The 16444-nt window shown below is 49.6% G+C and carries 11 protein-coding genes, 3 rRNA genes, 1 riboswitch and 1 other annotated feature; of the genes, 3 read left to right on the top strand and 11 right to left on the bottom strand.

Features of this window, described 5'->3' with window-relative positions; all coding sequences use genetic code 11:
- Positions 1-37: 37 nt before the first annotated feature.
- The 7 genes from AAV35_RS04200 to leuS form a co-directional block, all read right to left on the bottom strand.
- Complete coding sequence (locus AAV35_RS04200) at positions 38-292, bottom strand: hypothetical protein (protein ID WP_008590806.1); 255 nt, start codon at positions 290-292, stop codon at positions 38-40.
- Between the two features lie 172 nt (positions 293-464).
- Positions 465-579 (bottom strand): 5S ribosomal RNA (gene rrf / locus AAV35_RS04195).
- Positions 580-630: 51 nt separating this feature from the next.
- Positions 631-3542: ribosomal RNA gene (locus AAV35_RS04190) — 23S ribosomal RNA — on the bottom strand.
- Positions 3543-3765: 223 nt separating this feature from the next.
- Positions 3766-5334 (bottom strand): 16S ribosomal RNA (locus AAV35_RS04185).
- Together the 16S, 23S and 5S rRNA genes form the textbook arrangement of a ribosomal RNA operon.
- 456 nt (positions 5335-5790) lie before the next feature.
- Positions 5791-6126, bottom strand: coding sequence for a rhodanese-like domain-containing protein (locus AAV35_RS04180; RefSeq protein ID WP_008587410.1), 336 nt, complete (start codon positions 6124-6126; stop codon positions 5791-5793).
- 13 nt (positions 6127-6139) lie between these two features.
- Complete coding sequence (locus AAV35_RS04175) at positions 6140-6454, bottom strand: rhodanese-like domain-containing protein (protein WP_008587408.1); 315 nt, start codon at positions 6452-6454, stop codon at positions 6140-6142.
- Positions 6455-6557: 103 nt separating this feature from the next.
- Positions 6558-8972: a leucine--tRNA ligase gene (leuS, locus tag AAV35_RS04170; protein WP_008587405.1), complete on the bottom strand. Its 2415-nt coding sequence runs from the start codon at positions 8970-8972 to the stop codon at positions 6558-6560.
- A gap of 123 nt (positions 8973-9095) precedes the next feature.
- Positions 9096-9294: a binding site (T-box leader), on the bottom strand.
- 300 nt (positions 9295-9594) lie between these two features.
- Between leuS and mnmM the strand changes: the two genes are divergently transcribed.
- Positions 9595-10167 carry a tRNA 5-(aminomethyl)-2-thiouridylate-methyltransferase MnmM gene (mnmM, locus tag AAV35_RS04165; protein WP_008587401.1) on the top strand — a complete coding sequence of 191 codons (573 nt, stop codon included), beginning with the start codon at positions 9595-9597 and terminating at the stop codon, positions 10165-10167.
- Between the two features lie 9 nt (positions 10168-10176).
- On the opposite strand, the gene AAV35_RS04160 is transcribed toward mnmM, so the two are convergent.
- On the bottom strand, positions 10177-11241 hold the full coding sequence (locus tag AAV35_RS04160) for a tetraprenyl-beta-curcumene synthase family protein (protein WP_008587400.1): 1065 nt from the start codon (positions 11239-11241) through the stop codon (positions 10177-10179).
- 15 nt (positions 11242-11256) lie between these two features.
- On the bottom strand, positions 11257-12030 hold the full coding sequence (locus tag AAV35_RS04155) for an alpha/beta hydrolase (protein ID WP_008587397.1): 774 nt from the start codon (positions 12028-12030) through the stop codon (positions 11257-11259).
- A 62-nt stretch (positions 12031-12092) separates the two neighbouring features.
- On the opposite strand from AAV35_RS04155, the gene AAV35_RS04150 reads away from it, so the two are divergent.
- Complete coding sequence (locus tag AAV35_RS04150; protein WP_008587395.1) at positions 12093-12608, top strand: gamma carbonic anhydrase; 516 nt, start codon at positions 12093-12095, stop codon at positions 12606-12608.
- A 103-nt stretch (positions 12609-12711) separates the two neighbouring features.
- Here AAV35_RS04150 and metK read toward each other — a convergent pair whose 3' ends face one another.
- Positions 12712-13914 carry a methionine adenosyltransferase gene (gene metK, locus AAV35_RS04145; RefSeq protein WP_008587392.1) on the bottom strand — a complete coding sequence of 401 codons (1203 nt, stop codon included), beginning with the start codon at positions 13912-13914 and terminating at the stop codon, positions 12712-12714.
- Between the two features lie 261 nt (positions 13915-14175).
- Positions 14176-14278: riboswitch (SAM riboswitch) on the bottom strand.
- A 46-nt stretch (positions 14279-14324) separates the two neighbouring features.
- Complete coding sequence (locus AAV35_RS04140; protein WP_008587390.1) at positions 14325-14702, bottom strand: thiol-disulfide oxidoreductase DCC family protein; 378 nt, start codon at positions 14700-14702, stop codon at positions 14325-14327.
- Positions 14703-14852: 150 nt separating this feature from the next.
- Between AAV35_RS04140 and pckA the strand changes: the two genes are divergently transcribed.
- Complete coding sequence (gene pckA, locus AAV35_RS04135) at positions 14853-16442, top strand: phosphoenolpyruvate carboxykinase (ATP) (protein ID WP_008587387.1); 1590 nt, start codon at positions 14853-14855, stop codon at positions 16440-16442.
- The last annotated feature ends 2 nt before the right edge of the window (positions 16443-16444 follow it).

Below are 16444 nucleotides of genomic sequence, written 5' to 3'. Positions count from 1 at the left end.
ATAGCGGGTGAAAAAGTCACCCGCTATTAATTTTGCTTCAGTGCCCTGAAGTCTTTGTCCCGAGGGATTTTCTATTTCTATACGCTTCTTTTCTCCCGAGGGATTCATTGACGAGAAGCTGCATTTCTTCCTGGTCTCCCTCTTCAAGCAGGGGATCCTCTTCACTCCAGTCTGAACTGTAAAGATAAAAATAAGAACGTATCCTCCTGAAATAAAAAGTGCTCCCTGGAAATTTATCAAAGTAAGCACGTACCACTTTTCTTCTCGAATAACTCCACCGTATCATTTTCATTGCAACCACTCACTTTTAAAGCTGGATTTTCTGCCAATTTCCGGGCAACCAGTGCCACGTCTATGTACCCGTCCATGACTTTCCGAATTTTTAAAATCACTTACGAATAAGATTCTATATGACATTTTTCATATAGAAAAGACCCTGAACGTAATGTTCAGGGTCTGAAGTAATGTGGCAGCGCCCTACTCTTGCGGGGGGTAACCCCGACTACCATCGGCGCGGAAGAACTTAACTTCTGTGTTCGGCATGGGAACAGGTGTGACCTCTTCGCTATTGCCACCACATCTAGGAAGGAATGAACCTTCAAAACTGGATAAGAAACATACGACCAACGTATAGAGAAGATCTCGATGGATTAGTATCCGTCTGCTGCACGTGTCGCCACGCTTCCACACCGGACCTATCAACCTCTTCGTCTCAGAGGCATCTCTACAAAGGGAAATCTCATCTCAAGGGGGGCTTCATGCTTAGATGCTTTCAGCACTTATCCCGTCCACACGTAGCTACCCAGCAATGCTCCTGGCGGAACAACTGGTACACCAGCGGTGTGTCCATCCCGGTCCTCTCGTACTAAGGACAGCTCCTTTCAAATTTCCAACGCCCACGACGGATAGGGACCGAACTGTCTCACGACGTTCTGAACCCAGCTCGCGTACCGCTTTAATGGGCGAACAGCCCAACCCTTGGGACCGACTACAGCCCCAGGATGCGATGAGCCGACATCGAGGTGCCAAACCTCCCCGTCGATGTGGACTCTTGGGGGAGATAAGCCTGTTATCCCCGGGGTAGCTTTTATCCGTTGAGCGACGGCCCTTCCATGCGGTACCGCCGGATCACTAAGTCCGACTTTCGTCCCTGCTCGACTTGTAGGTCTCGCAGTCAAGCTCCCTTGTGCCTTTACACGCTGCGAATGATTTCCAACCATTCTGAGGGAACCTTTGAGCGCCTCCGTTACTTTTTGGGAGGCGACCGCCCCAGTCAAACTGCCCACCTGACACTGTCTCCGGACCGGATCACGGTCCTGGGTTAGAATGTCCGTACCGCCAGGGTGGTATCCCACGGGCGCCTCCACCGAAGCTTGCGCTCCGGTTTCGATGGCTCCCACCTATCCTGTACAAGCGATACCAACATTCAATATCAGGCTACAGTAAAGCTCCACGGGGTCTTTCCGTCCTGTCGCGGGTAATGCGCATCTTCACGCATCGTATAATTTCACCGGGTCTCTCGTTGAGACAGTGCCCAAGTCGTTGCACCTTTCGTGCGGGTCGGAACTTACCCGACAAGGAATTTCGCTACCTTAGGACCGTTATAGTTACGGCCGCCGTTTACTGGGGCTTCGGTTCAACGCTTCGCTTACGCTAACGCATCCCCTTAACCTTCCAGCACCGGGCAGGTGTCAGCCCCTATACTTCACCTTACGGTTTCGCAGAGACCTGTGTTTTTGGTAAACAGTCGCTTGGGCCTCTTCACTGCGGCTCCTCGGCAGAGGAGCACCCCTTCTCCCGAAGTTACGGGGTCATTTTGCCGAGTTCCTTAACGAGAGTTCTCCCGATCACCTTAGGATACTCTCCTCGCCTACCTGTGTTGGTTTGCGGTACGGGCACCCGCCATCCTCGCTAGAGGCTTTTCTTGGCAGTGTGAAATCAGGAGCTTCGATACTCATGTTCTCTCCCCATCACTGCTTGCACTTGCCGGACGGATTTGCCTATCCGACGCGCTCACAGCTTGGACGCACACATCCAATGGTGCGCTCTCCCTATCCTCCTGCGTCCCCCCGTTCGCTCGAACGGAGGCGGGTGGTACAGGAATCTCCACCTGTTGTCCATCGCCTACGCCTTTCGGCCTCAGCTTAGGTCCCGACTAACCCTGAGTGGACGAGCCTTCCTCAGGAACCCTTAGGCTTACGGTGAAAGAGATTCTCACTCTTTTTTCGCTACTTATACCGGCATTCTCACTTCCAGTCGCTCCACCAGTCCTCACGGTCTGACTTCACAGCTCCTGGAACGCTCTCCTACCACTTGCATCATCGATGCAAATCCGTAGCTTCGGTGGTGTGTTTAGCCCCGGTACATTTTCGGCGCAGCGTCACTCGACCAGTGAGCTATTACGCACTCTTTCAATGATAGCTGCTTCTAAGCTAACATCCTGGTTGTCTAAGCAACGCCACATCCTTTTCCACTTAACACACACTTAGGGACCTTAGCTGACGGTCTGGGCTGTTCCCCTCTTGACCATGAACCTTCTCACCCATGGTCTGACTCCTCGACGCGAGTCGCTGGCATTCGGAGTTTGACTGAACTCGGTAACCCGGTAGGGGCCCCTCATCCAATCAGTGCTCTACCTCCAGGACTCCTGGCCGAAGGCTAGCCCTAAAGCTATTTCGGAGAGAACCAGCTATCTCCGTGTTCGATTGGCATTTCACCCCTACCCACCCCTCATCCCCGTAATTTTCAACTTACGTGGGTTCGGGCCTCCAGTCAGTATTACCTGACCTTCACCCTGGAGATGGGTAGATCACACGGTTTCGGGTCTACGACCGTCTACTCGAGACGCCCTGTTCAGACTCGCTTTCGCTGCGGCTCCACACCTACGGTGTTTAACCTTGCAGCCGATCGTAACTCGCCGGTCCATTCTACAAAAGGTACGCCGTCACCCATTAACGGGCTCCGACTACTTGTAGGCACACGGTTTCAGGTTCTCTTTCACTCCCCTTCCGGGGTGCTTTTCACCTTTCCCTCACGGTACTGGTTCACTATCGGTTACCAGGGAGTATTTAGCCTTGGGAGATGGTCCTCCCGGATTCCGACGAAATTTCTCGTGTTTCGCCGTACTCAGGATCCACTCCGGAGGAGGGAGGATGTCGGCTACAGGGCTGTTACCTGCTATGGCTGGACGTTCCAGTCCGATTCGCCTATCCTCCCTCTTGGTAACTCCAAGGGAGTGTCCTACAACCCCAGAGAGCAAGCTCTCTGGTTTGGGCTGGTTCCGTTTCGCTCGCCGCTACTCGGGAAATCGCATTTGCTTTCCTCTCCTCCGGGTACTGAGATGTTTCAGTTCCCCGGGTCTACCTCCGACCACCTATGTATTCAGTGATCGGTACTGTCCCATAACGGACAGTGGGTTCCCCCATTCGGACATCTTCGGATCAACGCCTACTTACGGCTCCCCGAAGCATTTCGGTGTTTGTCCCGTCCTTCATCGGCTCCTGGTACCAAGGCATCCACCGTGCGCCCTTCATTTCTTCACTATACTAGTGAAAAGACGCTTCATTCTAAAATAAAGATCGATGTTGGTCCAGATCAATATCTTACGATATTGTCTGTTTGTTTCTTATCCAGTTTTCAAGGTTCAAAGAGAGCATAGATCTCTCAAAACTGAACATGTTTTAGCCATGCGCCGGAGCGCTCCATAAGAGCGCCCGGTTCGTGCGGATCCTTCCCGTAAGGGGAAAGACCCGTTCCTATCCTTAGAAAGGAGGTGATCCAGCCGCACCTTCCGATACGGCTACCTTGTTACGACTTCACCCCAATCATTGGCCCCACCTTCGACGGCTGGCTCCTGTAAAGGTTACCTCACCGGCTTCGGGTGTTGCCAACTCTCGTGGTGTGACGGGCGGTGTGTACAAGGCCCGGGAACGTATTCACCGCAGCATGCTGATCTGCGATTACTAGCGATTCCGGCTTCATGCAGGCGAGTTGCAGCCTGCAATCCGAACTGAGAATGGGTTTCTCGGATTGGCTACCCCTCGCGGGTTCGCTTCCGTTTGTCCCATCCATTGTAGCACGTGTGTAGCCCAGGTCATAAGGGGCATGATGATTTGACGTCATCCCCGCCTTCCTCCGGTTTGTCACCGGCAGTCACCTTAGAGTGCCCAACTGAATGCTGGCAACTAAGATTAGGGGTTGCGCTCGTTGCGGGACTTAACCCAACATCTCACGACACGAGCTGACGACAACCATGCACCACCTGTCACTTGGTCCCCGAAGGGAACCTTCCATCTCTGGAAGTAGCCAAGGATGTCAAGACCTGGTAAGGTTCTTCGCGTTGCTTCGAATTAAACCACATGCTCCACCGCTTGTGCGGGCCCCCGTCAATTCCTTTGAGTTTCAGCCTTGCGGCCGTACTCCCCAGGCGGAGTGCTTAATGCGTTAACTTCAGCACTAAGGGGTGGAAGCCCCCTAACACCTAGCACTCAGCGTTTACGGCGTGGACTACCAGGGTATCTAATCCTGTTTGCTACCCACGCTTTCGCACCTCAGCGTCAGAAACCGACCAGAGAGTCGCCTTCGCCACTGGTGTTCCTCCACATATCTACGCATTTCACCGCTACACGTGGAATTCCACTCTCCTCTTCAGTTCTCAAGTTCCCCAGTTTCCAATGGCCATCCGTGGTTGAGCCACGGGCTTTCACATCAGACTTAAGGAACCGCCTGCGTGCCCTTTACGCCCAATAATTCCGGACAACGCTTGCCCCCTACGTATTACCGCGGCTGCTGGCACGTAGTTAGCCGGGGCTTCCTCGTGAGGTACCGTCAAGGGACCGTTCTGTTCGCACGGTCCTTGTTCTTCCCTCACAACAGAATTTTACGATCCGAAGACCTTCATCATTCACGCGGCGTTGCTCCGTCAGACTTTCGTCCATTGCGGAAGATTCCCTACTGCTGCCTCCCGTAGGAGTCTGGGCCGTGTCTCAGTCCCAGTGTGGCCGATCACCCTCTCAGGTCGGCTACGCATCGTCGCCTTGGTGAGCCGTTACCTCACCAACCAGCTAATGCGCCGCGGGCCCATCTGTAAGCGATAGCAAGAAGCCATCCTTTTACCATCGGTTCAGGAGAACCGTTGGGTTATCCGGCATTAGCCCCGGTTTCCCGGGGTTATTCCGGTCTTACAGGCAGGTTGCCCACGTGTTACTCACCCGTCCGCCGCTCGTTCCACGAGCGTCCGCCCCGAAGGGCTTCTGCTCGCTTCCCGCGCTCGACTTGCATGTATTAGGCACGCCGCCAGCGTTCGTCCTGAGCCAGGATCAAACTCTCCATAAAAGAGATTGATTAGCTCAATCATAATTCGTTCAAAAAATTGACGCATGGCATAAAACATTGTTCAGTTTTCAAAGATCTACTTATTAATGCGAAGTAAAACTATTGTACCACTTTCAGTTACAGAAAGTCAACAATTAATTCACTCTGTTTTTTCTGCCTTTCAAAGCAGCAAAAACAATATTACACTCTACAGCTTCGAAGGTCAATGACTTTTTGAAATTTAATTTATGTTTTTTACCGATAATGATTTTGCGCTAGTGAATATACCGGCACCCCCCCGCATACACAGGGTATCACTGACCCGGATAAAGCATGTGAATGTTCACGGGTTCCTCTTTTCCTTGCCCTGCGCTTCACTGCTTTCGGATACCATTATCCTCTTTTTCTTACGATACAAAAAGCACAAAAACCGAACGTCAGGTTTCGGTTTTTGTGCTTTTTCCTTTTTCACTTCTCTCAGGAAGCTTTCACATAATATACAGACTGATTTCTTTTCTTTCTCAACAGTCTGGCGGCTTTTACCGCTCCCCGTTCGTCATCTGTGACGAGAAGAATTTCTTTCGGGCAGTCGAATCTTTCCTTCACTTCTCTCGGCAGATAACTGAGAGGGATGTTCTCTGCTCCCGGATAAGGAGAGCGGTGTGCAGAAATATAGTCTCTTATATCAATCACACAATAATCATTGTCGCTGATTTCATTATCATTTAAGGTCTGCAGCCCGTTCCATCCTTTTGTACGCGTGGTAATAAACAAAAGCAGAGCGATAGCTGCTGTCCCACCCCAATAAATCATCTTTTCACCTTCTTTATTTTTTGCGGACGTCTCCGGGCCATCCCAGCATACCGCCTTCGAGATTGGTAACGGTTGTGAATCCGTTCTCTTTAAGAAATTCGGACGCTTTCATACTTCTCCTTCCGGAACGGCAGACGACTACGTGATTGTCCTCTTTATCCAGTTCGGTGTATCTATCCTGCAAATCTCCTAAACGGACGTGTTTAGCTCCCGGAATCATACCTTCTTCGACTTCTTCGTCTTCCCGCACATCTATAACTGTTATATTTTCTCCGTTTTTCAACTTCTGTTCGAGTGTTTCACCGTTCATTTCAGGAATAGTACTCATGTTGACCATCCTCCTTTTTTAGGTTTTGCAATTGTAATTCTATTAAATCTTCATTAGAAGTCAAGAAAAAAGCCTGCCCCCGGGCAAAGGGACAGGCGCATAATTAATCAGCTACAATATTAACCAGTTTTCCGGGTACGGCAATAACTTTTCTTACTGTTTTCCCTTCAAGCCACGGCTTGACTTCTTCATGTTCCAGGGCGGATTTTTCAAGATCTTCTTTAGAAGCTTCCTTGTTCACCATCATTTTGGCGCGGACTTTCCCCATCACCTGGACGACAATCTCAACTTCTTCCTCTATGAGTTTTTCAGGGTCGAACGTCGGCCATGGTTCGTACGCAATCGTTCCCTCGTGACCAAGATTCGACCACATTTCTTCACTGACGTGAGGCGCCACAGTGGAAAGCAGTTTAACGAATCCTTCCATAAAAGTTTTAGGGATCTCGTCTGCTTTATAAGCGTCATTAATGAACACCATCATTTGGGAAATACCCGTATTAAAACGAAGATCTTCGAAGTTCTCCGTCACTTTCATCACTGTTTCATGATACGTTTTTTCCAGAGCTTCTTTATCTGCATCTTCTTTTATGGCAGGGTTCAGCTTCCCTTCAGGAGAAACGATTCTCCACACACGGTCAAGGAAACGCCGTGCTCCTTCAAGTCCGTTTTCAGACCACGCGATAGACGCCTCCAGCGGCCCCATAAACATCTCATAAAGACGAAGAGTATCCGCTCCGTGAGTATGAATGATATCGTCCGGGTTAACTACGTTCCCTTTCGATTTACTCATTTTTTCGTTGCCTTCACCAAGAATCATACCCTGGTTGAACAGCTGCTGGAAAGGTTCCTTCGTCGGTACTACTCCTGCATCGTAAAGCACTTTGTGCCAGAAACGTGCGTAAAGCAGATGCAGAACGGCATGTTCTGCGCCGCCGATGTAGATATCTACAGGGAGCCATTTTTTCAGCTTCTCGTAATCCGCGAACGTTTCGTCATTATCGGAATCGATAAACCGCAGGTAGTACCAGCAGCTGCCGGCCCACTGAGGCATCGTATTCGTTTCTCTCTTCCCTTTCATTCCCGTTTCAGGGTCCGTAACGTTCACCCAGTCACTGATATTCGCAAGCGGCGATTCTCCCGTACCGGACGGTTTGATCTCCGTCGTCTTCGGCAGTTCAATCGGAAGGTCTTCTTCAGGTACTGCGGTTACAGACCCGTCTTCCCAGTGGATAACAGGTATCGGTTCTCCCCAGTAACGCTGACGGCTGAACAGCCAGTCACGGAGACGGTAAGTCGTCTGTTTTTGGCCTTTGCCGTTTTCTTCAAGCCACTGGATCGCTTTATCTATTGCTTCCTCTTTATAAAGTCCATTTAGAAAATCGGAATTGATGTGGGGGCCTTCACCCGTATAAGCTTCCTCTTCCACATCTCCTCCTTCGACGACCGGAATGATTTCAAGATCGAATTTACGCGCGAATTCGTAGTCCCGTTCATCATGAGCCGGAACTGCCATGATTGCACCGCTCCCGTAGCTCATAAGGACATAATCGGCTACCCAGATCGGAAGTTTCTTTCCATTAACCGGGTTGACAGCATAAGCGCCCGTAAAAACGCCAGATTTTCCTTTGGCAAGATCCGTTCTTTCAAGATCGCTCTTATTCATTGCTTCGTTAACGTATTTCTGGACCGCTTCTTTCTGTTCTTCGGCGGTTATATTTTCAATGTAAGGATGTTCCGGGGCAAACACAGCATATGTAGCACCGAAAAGAGTGTCCGGCCGGGTGGTGAACGCTTTGAAAGATTCATTGAAACCTTCGATATCGAATTCCACTTCCGCCCCTTCGGATTTCCCGATCCAGTTACGCTGCATATCCTTAATGCTCTCCGGCCAGTCCAGTTCTTCAAGATCATCCAGCAGTCTGTCCGCATAAGCAGTGATTTTGAGCATCCATTGTTTCATCGGCCGGCGTTCCACCGGATGGTCGCCCCGCTCACTCTTTCCATCGATCACTTCTTCATTGGCAAGAACCGTGCCGAGAGCCGGGCACCAGTTTACAGGAACTTCATCTATATAAGCGAGTCCCCTTTCGTACAATTTAAGGAAAATCCACTGCGTCCATTTATAATAGTCGGGATCCGTCGTGTTAATTTCCCTGTCCCAGTCGTAGGAGAAACCGAGTTCCTGGATCTGTCGACGGAACGTTTCGATGTTGTGCGCAGTGAATTCTTCCGGATCATTCCCGGTATCGAGAGCGTGCTGCTCAGCCGGTAGCCCGAAAGCGTCCCATCCCATCGGGTGAAGTACTTCATACCCCTGCATCCGCTTCATTCTCGAGAGGATATCCGTAGCTGTATACCCCTCCGGGTGCCCGACGTGAAGACCTGATCCGGACGGATAAGGGAACATATCCAGAGCATAGAACTTCTCTTTGTCTGTATCCGTTTCGGATTTGAACACCTTATTCTCGAGCCAATAGGTCTGCCATTTCTTCTCTATGTTCTTATGATTAAAAGCCATTTACCTTCCTCCTGTTCAACTATGTACTGTGTCATTACTATATGGAATCATCAAACCTGAAACCTCGGATCGAATTTTCTTCTATTTGTTCAAAACCAGAAAAAAAGCCTCCCCTCCCAATAATTATGGGACGAGAGGCTGTATCCCGCGGTACCACCCACATTAGCGAATTTTTCGCTCACTCGGTTCCGATAACGGTGGATAAGCCGGGATACGTGCTTTTAAGTACAGGGGCGAGTTCACAACGAATCAAAAACAGCTTTCACCGGCCGCTGTCTCTCTGTATTTTTTCGATTGCTACTATTCCCCTTATCACGCAGCCTCAATTATAACCGTATCTTAATGAATACAGCCCTCTTTGTCAACTGTTTCCTGTGTTTCAGAAACTCCTGCAGCGGGAAGGACTAAATATGAGGTGATAAAATGAAAAATTTAATCAGAAAAGCGGTATCCTACGCAAAACGCAATCCGGAAAAAACGAAAAGATACGCTCGCAAAGCTTATAATACAGTGTCCAAACGTGGATCTTCCAAAGGTAAAACATCGTCGAAATAAAAAGGCGATGTTTTTCTTTTTGATATGATACAATGATTTCTCCATTTTATTTTAAAGGAGGAGCATTATGAATCTCGACAGAGTCCTCCCCTTTTCACACGAACTGATGAAGAAAGCAGTAACCGAAGGGGATATAGCCATTGATGCTACTTGCGGAAACGGCCACGACACTCTTTTTCTGGCCAGTCTCACAAAAGAGTCCGGCCATGTGTACGGGTTTGATATCCAGAAGGACGCAATAGAAGCTACAGCTGCCAGACTGAAAGAGAATAACTCGGTTCATCAGGTGACTTTAAATGAAGCGTCTCACGCAGAAGCGCTGAAATACATACCGGAGGAGCGTCATCCGAATATCAGAGGGGCCATCTTTAACCTGGGGTTTCTGCCGGGAAGCGATAAAACCGTCGTTACTACCCCCGAGCACACCATTGAAGCCATTGATAATATCCTTTCAGTTATGGAAAAAGGCGGTCTCGTAGTCCTCGTCGTCTACCACGGTCATGAAGGTGGAAAAAAAGAGAAAGAAAAAGTGATGGAATACGCCGGAAATCTTGATCAGCGTTCGGTTCACGTACTCAAGTACGAATTTCTCAATCAGAAAAACAATGCACCTTTCATTGTAGCATTAGAAAAAGCCTGACCTTTGTGGTCAGGCTTTCAGTTTATGGTAAGCTTTAACATTCAGGTAGAAGAACCAGCTTCTTGTCCCGCTCTTATTCAGGAGGTATGGCACCATCGAAGAAGAGCCGGGAAGCTCCTTAACTTTCTCGTCGGCCAGATACATGCTCACGACACCTTCGCGGAGCATCTGATGAAAGTCGGCATCCGGAAGCTCCGCTATTTTACGATCTGTCTCCTCCATGAATTCTCCTATACGTTTTTTCAGCGCTTCGTTGGAAGGGTAATATGTACAGAAGTTCATCTCACCATCCGCTTCGTCTTCTGCCTGGTCAATGTAGTAATCAAGCAGTATGTGCATCCCCTGCATGTAAGGGAAGTAACAGTTTCTGACACGCCGGACCAACTCTCTGTTCACCCTTTTCCCCGCAGCATAGGCGACGAGCGTATATACTCCCATGGTAGAAGCGGTGCTGGCTGAAAAATCATACCACTGCATATCCGGTACCCTGGACATATTTCTCTGATGCCACTGTTGCATGCGCCCCACTCTCTCTTCTTCCTTCACGTGTTTATGCACCTGGAACTCTCCGTATAACGCGCTCAGATCCGCCACGTCCAGCTGAACGAGGTGATAGAACGGAAAACGGCTCAGTACACCCTGGCAGGTGGAAACGAGTTCACTCAGGTATCCCCCGTCTTCCTTCTCTTCTCTGAATGCATAATAATCACGGTGTTCATAATCGGGATGAACCGCATCTTCCAGCGCAAAGTGGAGACTTTCGAAGTCTTTCGGGTCCAGGGATTCGCTCTGGTCACATAAATTATCCAGGTAATCACAGATGGTCTGGTATGCCACTACGAAAGTGACGGTTTCTTTCCACTGCGCTCCGGATAGCAGGGAGAAAAGCCCGCCTCCCTCACAGTGAAAAGCTTTTTTCTCTATACTGTCTGTTGCCTGAAATCTCAGTTCGGGATCCGGAATATCCGCCGCCCTCTCTTTCCAGGCCTCCAATTGACGGTAAACCTCTGGAAATATAAATCTGTACCCCTGATACATCAGGGCTATCGGTTGCTTCGGTGCCTGCTTTGCCAAAACTGGATCCTCCTCTTAACGGTGTATTTCTATAAAACTTAAAGCGTAACGGTAAACTTCTTCCCACTCCGGCTCATTGAACAGTTCATGATAAAGGCCCGGCCATTCTTTGTAAGCCTTCTCCGTCAAATTCTGTGCATCGAACCAGCGCTTCGTGTCTTCAGAGTTCACCATCTTGTCCTCTCCTGCCTGCATGAGGAGGAGGGGGACATCGCTGAACGGTTTGTCGCGAGCGACTTTGATAGCTCTTTGAAATTCTTTGTACCATCTTACAGATACTTTCTGCAAAATTTTGTCGTCCTTCCTGTCCTGCTCCCACACATTTTCATTTCTCGTAACTGTTTCGGGACGGTAGGGATATGATACGAGCAGAGATGGTGAAAGCCTGTCCATCACCTTGGCCATCGCCTCAAGCGGTTTACTTGCTCCATTCTTTATGCCGAGTGCCGGAGAGGATAAAATCACACCCTGGACCGGGAGCGATTTTTCCTGCAGCGCCCGGATAACGGCAAGCCCTCCCATGCTGTGACCAAGGAGAAAAACAGGGACCTCCGCTTCCTTCGCATACTCCACCCATCCTTCAATGGTATCCAGGTACTGCCGGAAACTGCGGATATGGCCCCGATTGTCTATATCGTCTCCCTGACCGGGAAGGTCTCCGACGACCACCGAGTAACCATCCGTCTGGAATTTCTCAGCCAGAGTCCTGTAGCGTCCTCCGTGCTCAAAAGCCCCGTGTACGACAACGATTACGGCTTTTGGCGTAACAGATATGTATTCTTTCAGCATCACTTGTACCTCCGTTTTCCTCTGATATACTTACTATAATATACAGTATAAGGAGGATGAAGATGATTTGCGAATATAAAGGTTACTATCCCGAAATTGCCGACACGGCTTACGTGGCTGAAGACACTGTCATAACCGGGGATGTGTCGATCGGGGAATATGCGAGTATCTGGTTCAAAACCGTAATCAGGGGCGACGTCGCTCCTGTCAGAATCGGAAATAATACAAATGTACAGGATCTCAGTCTTCTCCACCAGAGCCCGGGCATGCCGCTTACGCTGGAGGACGGAGTCACCATCGGCCATCAGGTTACGCTTCACTCCGCTACCATCAAAAAGAATGCCTTAGTCGGAATGGGATCGATTGTACTCGACGGCGCCGTCATCGGTGAAGAAGCTTTTCTCGGTGCCGGAAGTCTCGTTCCTCCAGGTAAAACGATACCTCCCCGCACTCTTGCCGTGGGACGCCCGGCTAAAGTAGTGAGAGATCTGACCGGCGAAGACCTCAAAGAACTGGATCGTATACGTAAGAGCTACGTGGAAAAAGGACAGTATTATAAAAACAGCGGAGAGAAATGATTCTTTGTTCTGGCCTCGGCCGTGTATTTTTCTTCTATTCTAATTTAACGGAATAAACAAAAATCCGAACGCTTTCGTTCGGATTTTTGTACGTGCGGCCTATCTATTCTTCTTTTATTTTAGCTCTCAGCAAATCCACTTTATCGACGTTTTCCCAGGGGAAATGATCCGCCGGGCGGCCGAAGTGACCGTACGCGGCCGTCTGTCGATAAATAGGACGTTTCAAATCGAGCATGCGGATAATCCCTGCCGGACGTAGATCGAAAAGTTCCCGCACAGCTTTCACGAGCCTGGCTTCCGTGACTTCCCCGGTACCGTCCGTATCGATGGAAATCGAGACCGGTTCGGCTACCCCGATGGCATATGCGAGCTGTACTTCACACGTCTTCGCAAGACCGGCGGCAACAATATTTTTTGCAACGTAGCGGGCGGCGTAAGCAGCGGAGCGGTCCACTTTAGTGGAATCCTTGCCGCTGAAGGCCCCTCCTCCGTGTCTGGCATAGCCGCCGTAAGTGTCAACGATGATTTTGCGTCCTGTCAACCCTGCGTCACCCTGAGGCCCGCCGATAACGAAACGGCCTGTAGGGTTAAGGATGTACTTCGTCTGGTCATCCATGAACTTCTCCGGGACGACCGGCACAATTATGTGCTTCATCAAATCTTCCTTAATCTGCCCAAGCGTAATCTCTTCGGCATGCTGCGTAGAGATGACCACCGTATCGACCCGGAGCGGGTTGTTGTTCTCGTCATATTCCACAGTCACCTGTGTCTTACCGTCCGGACGCAGGTAGGAGAGGGTCCCGTCTTTCCGCACGTCCGCCAGACGCTTGGACAACTGGTGAGCAAGCGAGATCGGCAAAGGCATCAGTTCATCCGTTTCATCTGTTGCGTATCCGAACATAAGACCCTGATCCCCGGCACCGATTGCGTCGATTTCCTCTTCGCTCATCTGTCCTTCTCTCGATTCCAGAGATTCATCCACTCCGCCCGCGATATCCGGGGACTGTTCATCAATAGCTGTAAGGACGGCACAGGTATCGGCATCGAATCCGAACTTCGCCCTCGTGTACCCGATATCTTTAATTGTCTGCCTTACGACCTGCGGGATATCCACATATGTCGTCGTACTGATTTCCCCGGAGACAAGTACAAGTCCTGTGGTAACCATTGTCTCACAGGCCACCCGGGCATTCGGGTCTTCCTTCAGTATTTCATCAAGAATTGCATCGGAAATTTGGTCACATATCTTATCGGGATGCCCTTCCGTAACCGATTCAGATGTGAACAACCGGCGATTTGCTGCCATGTTACATGATTCCTCCTTAAACTCTGATTACGGCACTCTTACCAGCATCATACTTTAATATACTGCATTCTGTTTCCGAATTCCGGCCCCTGTTTTCACGGGTTGAAAACCGGAATCAGTTCCATTCCTTCATTAACCATGCATGGAAAACAGGAAGGTCCTTCAGGAAACGTTTATACTATTAAGAGAAATTTTGATTTCCTTCATTAAAAAAGAAAAACCTTTCCTTCATCGTATGAGGAAAGGGATGATTTCCTTCCGCTCTTATCGTCCAAGAGAGTACTCTTGCGTCAGGTTAGCACCATATCAAAAGAAGGTTGCCGGGTTTCCTCGGGCCTGTCCCTCCACCGACTCTGGATAAGAGAGTTACCGTTCGCATTTTATCATACCAAATCAGCTATGATTGTCAATTAGATGGAGCAGCTTCCGTCTTTACAATCGTGGATTCCCACTCTGTATCTGTTATTAGCGATAAATCGGTAAACCGGAACTCCGACCGCCCTCGCAGTCCGAAACTCCATCAGCTTTCCGGCGAAGCGAAGCAGCGGCGACTCCTTACATATATAGGTGATCGCGTCATACCCTACATGTTCGTTGCGCGAAGGATCATATAAATGTAATTGTTCACGAATTTGTCCTTCTTTTTCAGCGGGAAGAGAAATATACTCGGTAAGCTTCTGCAGCGACAGCCAGAGCAGTCGATTTTCCCGGTCCAGGAGGCTCACCCACTTTTTCGTTTTAAGGCACAAAGGACATGCGGCATCGTACAGAACGATCGATTTCTTCAACCTTTTCACCTTCCTTTTCTCCAGATTATACAGCAGCTGCAGATGATTTTAAAAAAATGAATTGCAGTATGGACTATTAACGACAATGTGTTATACTATTTACAAATAATCGCTTACATGCGGAATTTCAGGGAAAGGCGGGTTTTTAAAATGATTCATGCCAGAAGCGACCGTTCAAGCATCGAGGAGCTGCTTGAGGAAGAAGGAACACAAGTACAGCTTTCTGTTCCGGACCTTACGAAAAACATACTCAACAGGAATGAAGGAACACTGACCGATACCGGAGCTGTAAAGGCAGAAACCGGAGCATATACAGGACGGTCCCCGAACGATAAATTCATTGTAAAAGACGATGAAACTGCCGAAAAGGTCGACTGGGGCAAAGTGAACCAGCCGATGCAGGAAGAAACATTCCTTCACCTTTACCACAAAGTGATCGGATATCTGAAAGACCTCCCTGAACGTTTCGTATTCCAGGGTTACGCAGGCGCCGATGAAGACTACCGTCTGCCAATCCGTGTGATTACAGAATACGCCTGGCACAATATGTTCGCAAGGCAGATGTTCATAAGACCCGGGAGTGAAGAGAAACCTCTTCACGAAAATGCGTTCACAGTGCTCTCTGCACCGGGGCTGAAAGCCGACCCGGAGACAGACGGAACCAATTCCGAAGTGTTCGTAACGGTATCATTCAAACATAGAATAGTACTGATCGGCGGCACGCAGTATGCCGGAGAGATCAAGAAGTCGATCTTCTCCGTGATGAACTATCTCCTGCCGAAACAGGACGTATTGCCGATGCACTGCTCCGCTAACGTGAACGCGGAGGGAGAAACCGCTCTCTTCTTCGGACTCTCCGGTACAGGAAAAACGACTCTTTCCGCCGACCCTTCCCGTTACCTTATCGGTGACGATGAACACGGCTGGTCCGATAGAGGTGTGTTCAATATGGAAGGCGGCTGTTATGCCAAAACTAAAGACCTTTCTATTGAAACGGAACCTGATATTTACAGAGCCATCAGATTCGGCGCGGTACTCGAAAACGTAGCTGTAAACCCGGGTACGGGGAAACCGGATTTCACCGACACTTCCCTGACGGAAAACACGCGTGTCGCTTATCCGCTTGATCATATCGACAATGCTCTTGAGGAAAGTAAATCCGGACATCCCGATAAAATAATCTTTTTGACAGCTGATGCTACCGGAGTTCTTCCGCCTATCAGCAAACTTACGAAAGAACAGGCGATGTATCACTTCCTGAGCGGGTATACGAGTAAACTCGCAGGGACAGAGCGGGGCGTCACCACGCCCGAAGCTACGTTTTCCGCCTGCTTCGGCGCACCGTTCCTCCCGTTACCGCCTTCCGTCTACGCGAAGATGCTGGGTGAGAAAATCGACGAGTTCAACACAGACGTCTACCTCGTCAACACCGGCTGGACCGGCGGAGCTTACGGGACAGGTAAGAGAATGAAACTGTCCTATACGAGACGTATGGTGGATGCTGCATTGAACGGAGAATTCAAAAACACGGAAATGTACCAGGACCCTGTCTTCGGCCTTAACATTCCTCTTCACTGTGACGGTGTTCCGGAGGAAGTCATGATTCCGCGTAATGCCTGGGAAGACAAAAGTGATTACGATACGCAGGCAGAGAGCCTGGCTGCCAAGTTCCATGAGAACTTCAAGAAATTCGCTTATGCTGACGAAACGATTGCAGCAGCCGGACCGGTCAAACGTTAATA

The organism is Salimicrobium jeotgali, from assembly GCF_001685435.2.
Classification (GTDB): Bacteria; Bacillota; Bacilli; order Bacillales; family Halobacillaceae; genus Salimicrobium; species Salimicrobium album.
Note: the sequence above shows the minus strand (reverse complement) of the source record. Positions and strands in the feature narration are given on the sequence as shown.

Bases quoted from the DNA above. Each gene is read 5' to 3' on its own strand.
- AAV35_RS04200 (WP_008590806.1), bottom strand. From the start codon at position 292: ATGAAAATGATACGGTGGAGTTATTCGAGAAGAAAAGTGGTACGTGCT.
- AAV35_RS04180 (WP_008587410.1), bottom strand. From the start codon at position 6,126: ATGATTTATTGGGGTGGGACAGCAGCTATCGCTCTGCTTTTGTTTATT.
- leuS (WP_008587405.1), bottom strand. From the start codon at position 8,972: ATGGCTTTTAATCATAAGAACATAGAGAAGAAATGGCAGACCTATTGG.
- AAV35_RS04150 (WP_008587395.1), top strand. From the start codon at position 12,093: ATGATTTGCGAATATAAAGGTTACTATCCCGAAATTGCCGACACGGCT.
- pckA (WP_008587387.1), top strand. From the start codon at position 14,853: ATGATTCATGCCAGAAGCGACCGTTCAAGCATCGAGGAGCTGCTTGAG.
- AAV35_RS04175 (WP_008587408.1), bottom strand. From the start codon at position 6,454: ATGAGTACTATTCCTGAAATGAACGGTGAAACACTCGAACAGAAGTTG.
- metK (WP_008587392.1), bottom strand. From the start codon at position 13,914: ATGGCAGCAAATCGCCGGTTGTTCACATCTGAATCGGTTACGGAAGGG.
- mnmM (WP_008587401.1), top strand. From the start codon at position 9,595: ATGAATCTCGACAGAGTCCTCCCCTTTTCACACGAACTGATGAAGAAA.
- AAV35_RS04155 (WP_008587397.1), bottom strand. From the start codon at position 12,030: ATGCTGAAAGAATACATATCTGTTACGCCAAAAGCCGTAATCGTTGTC.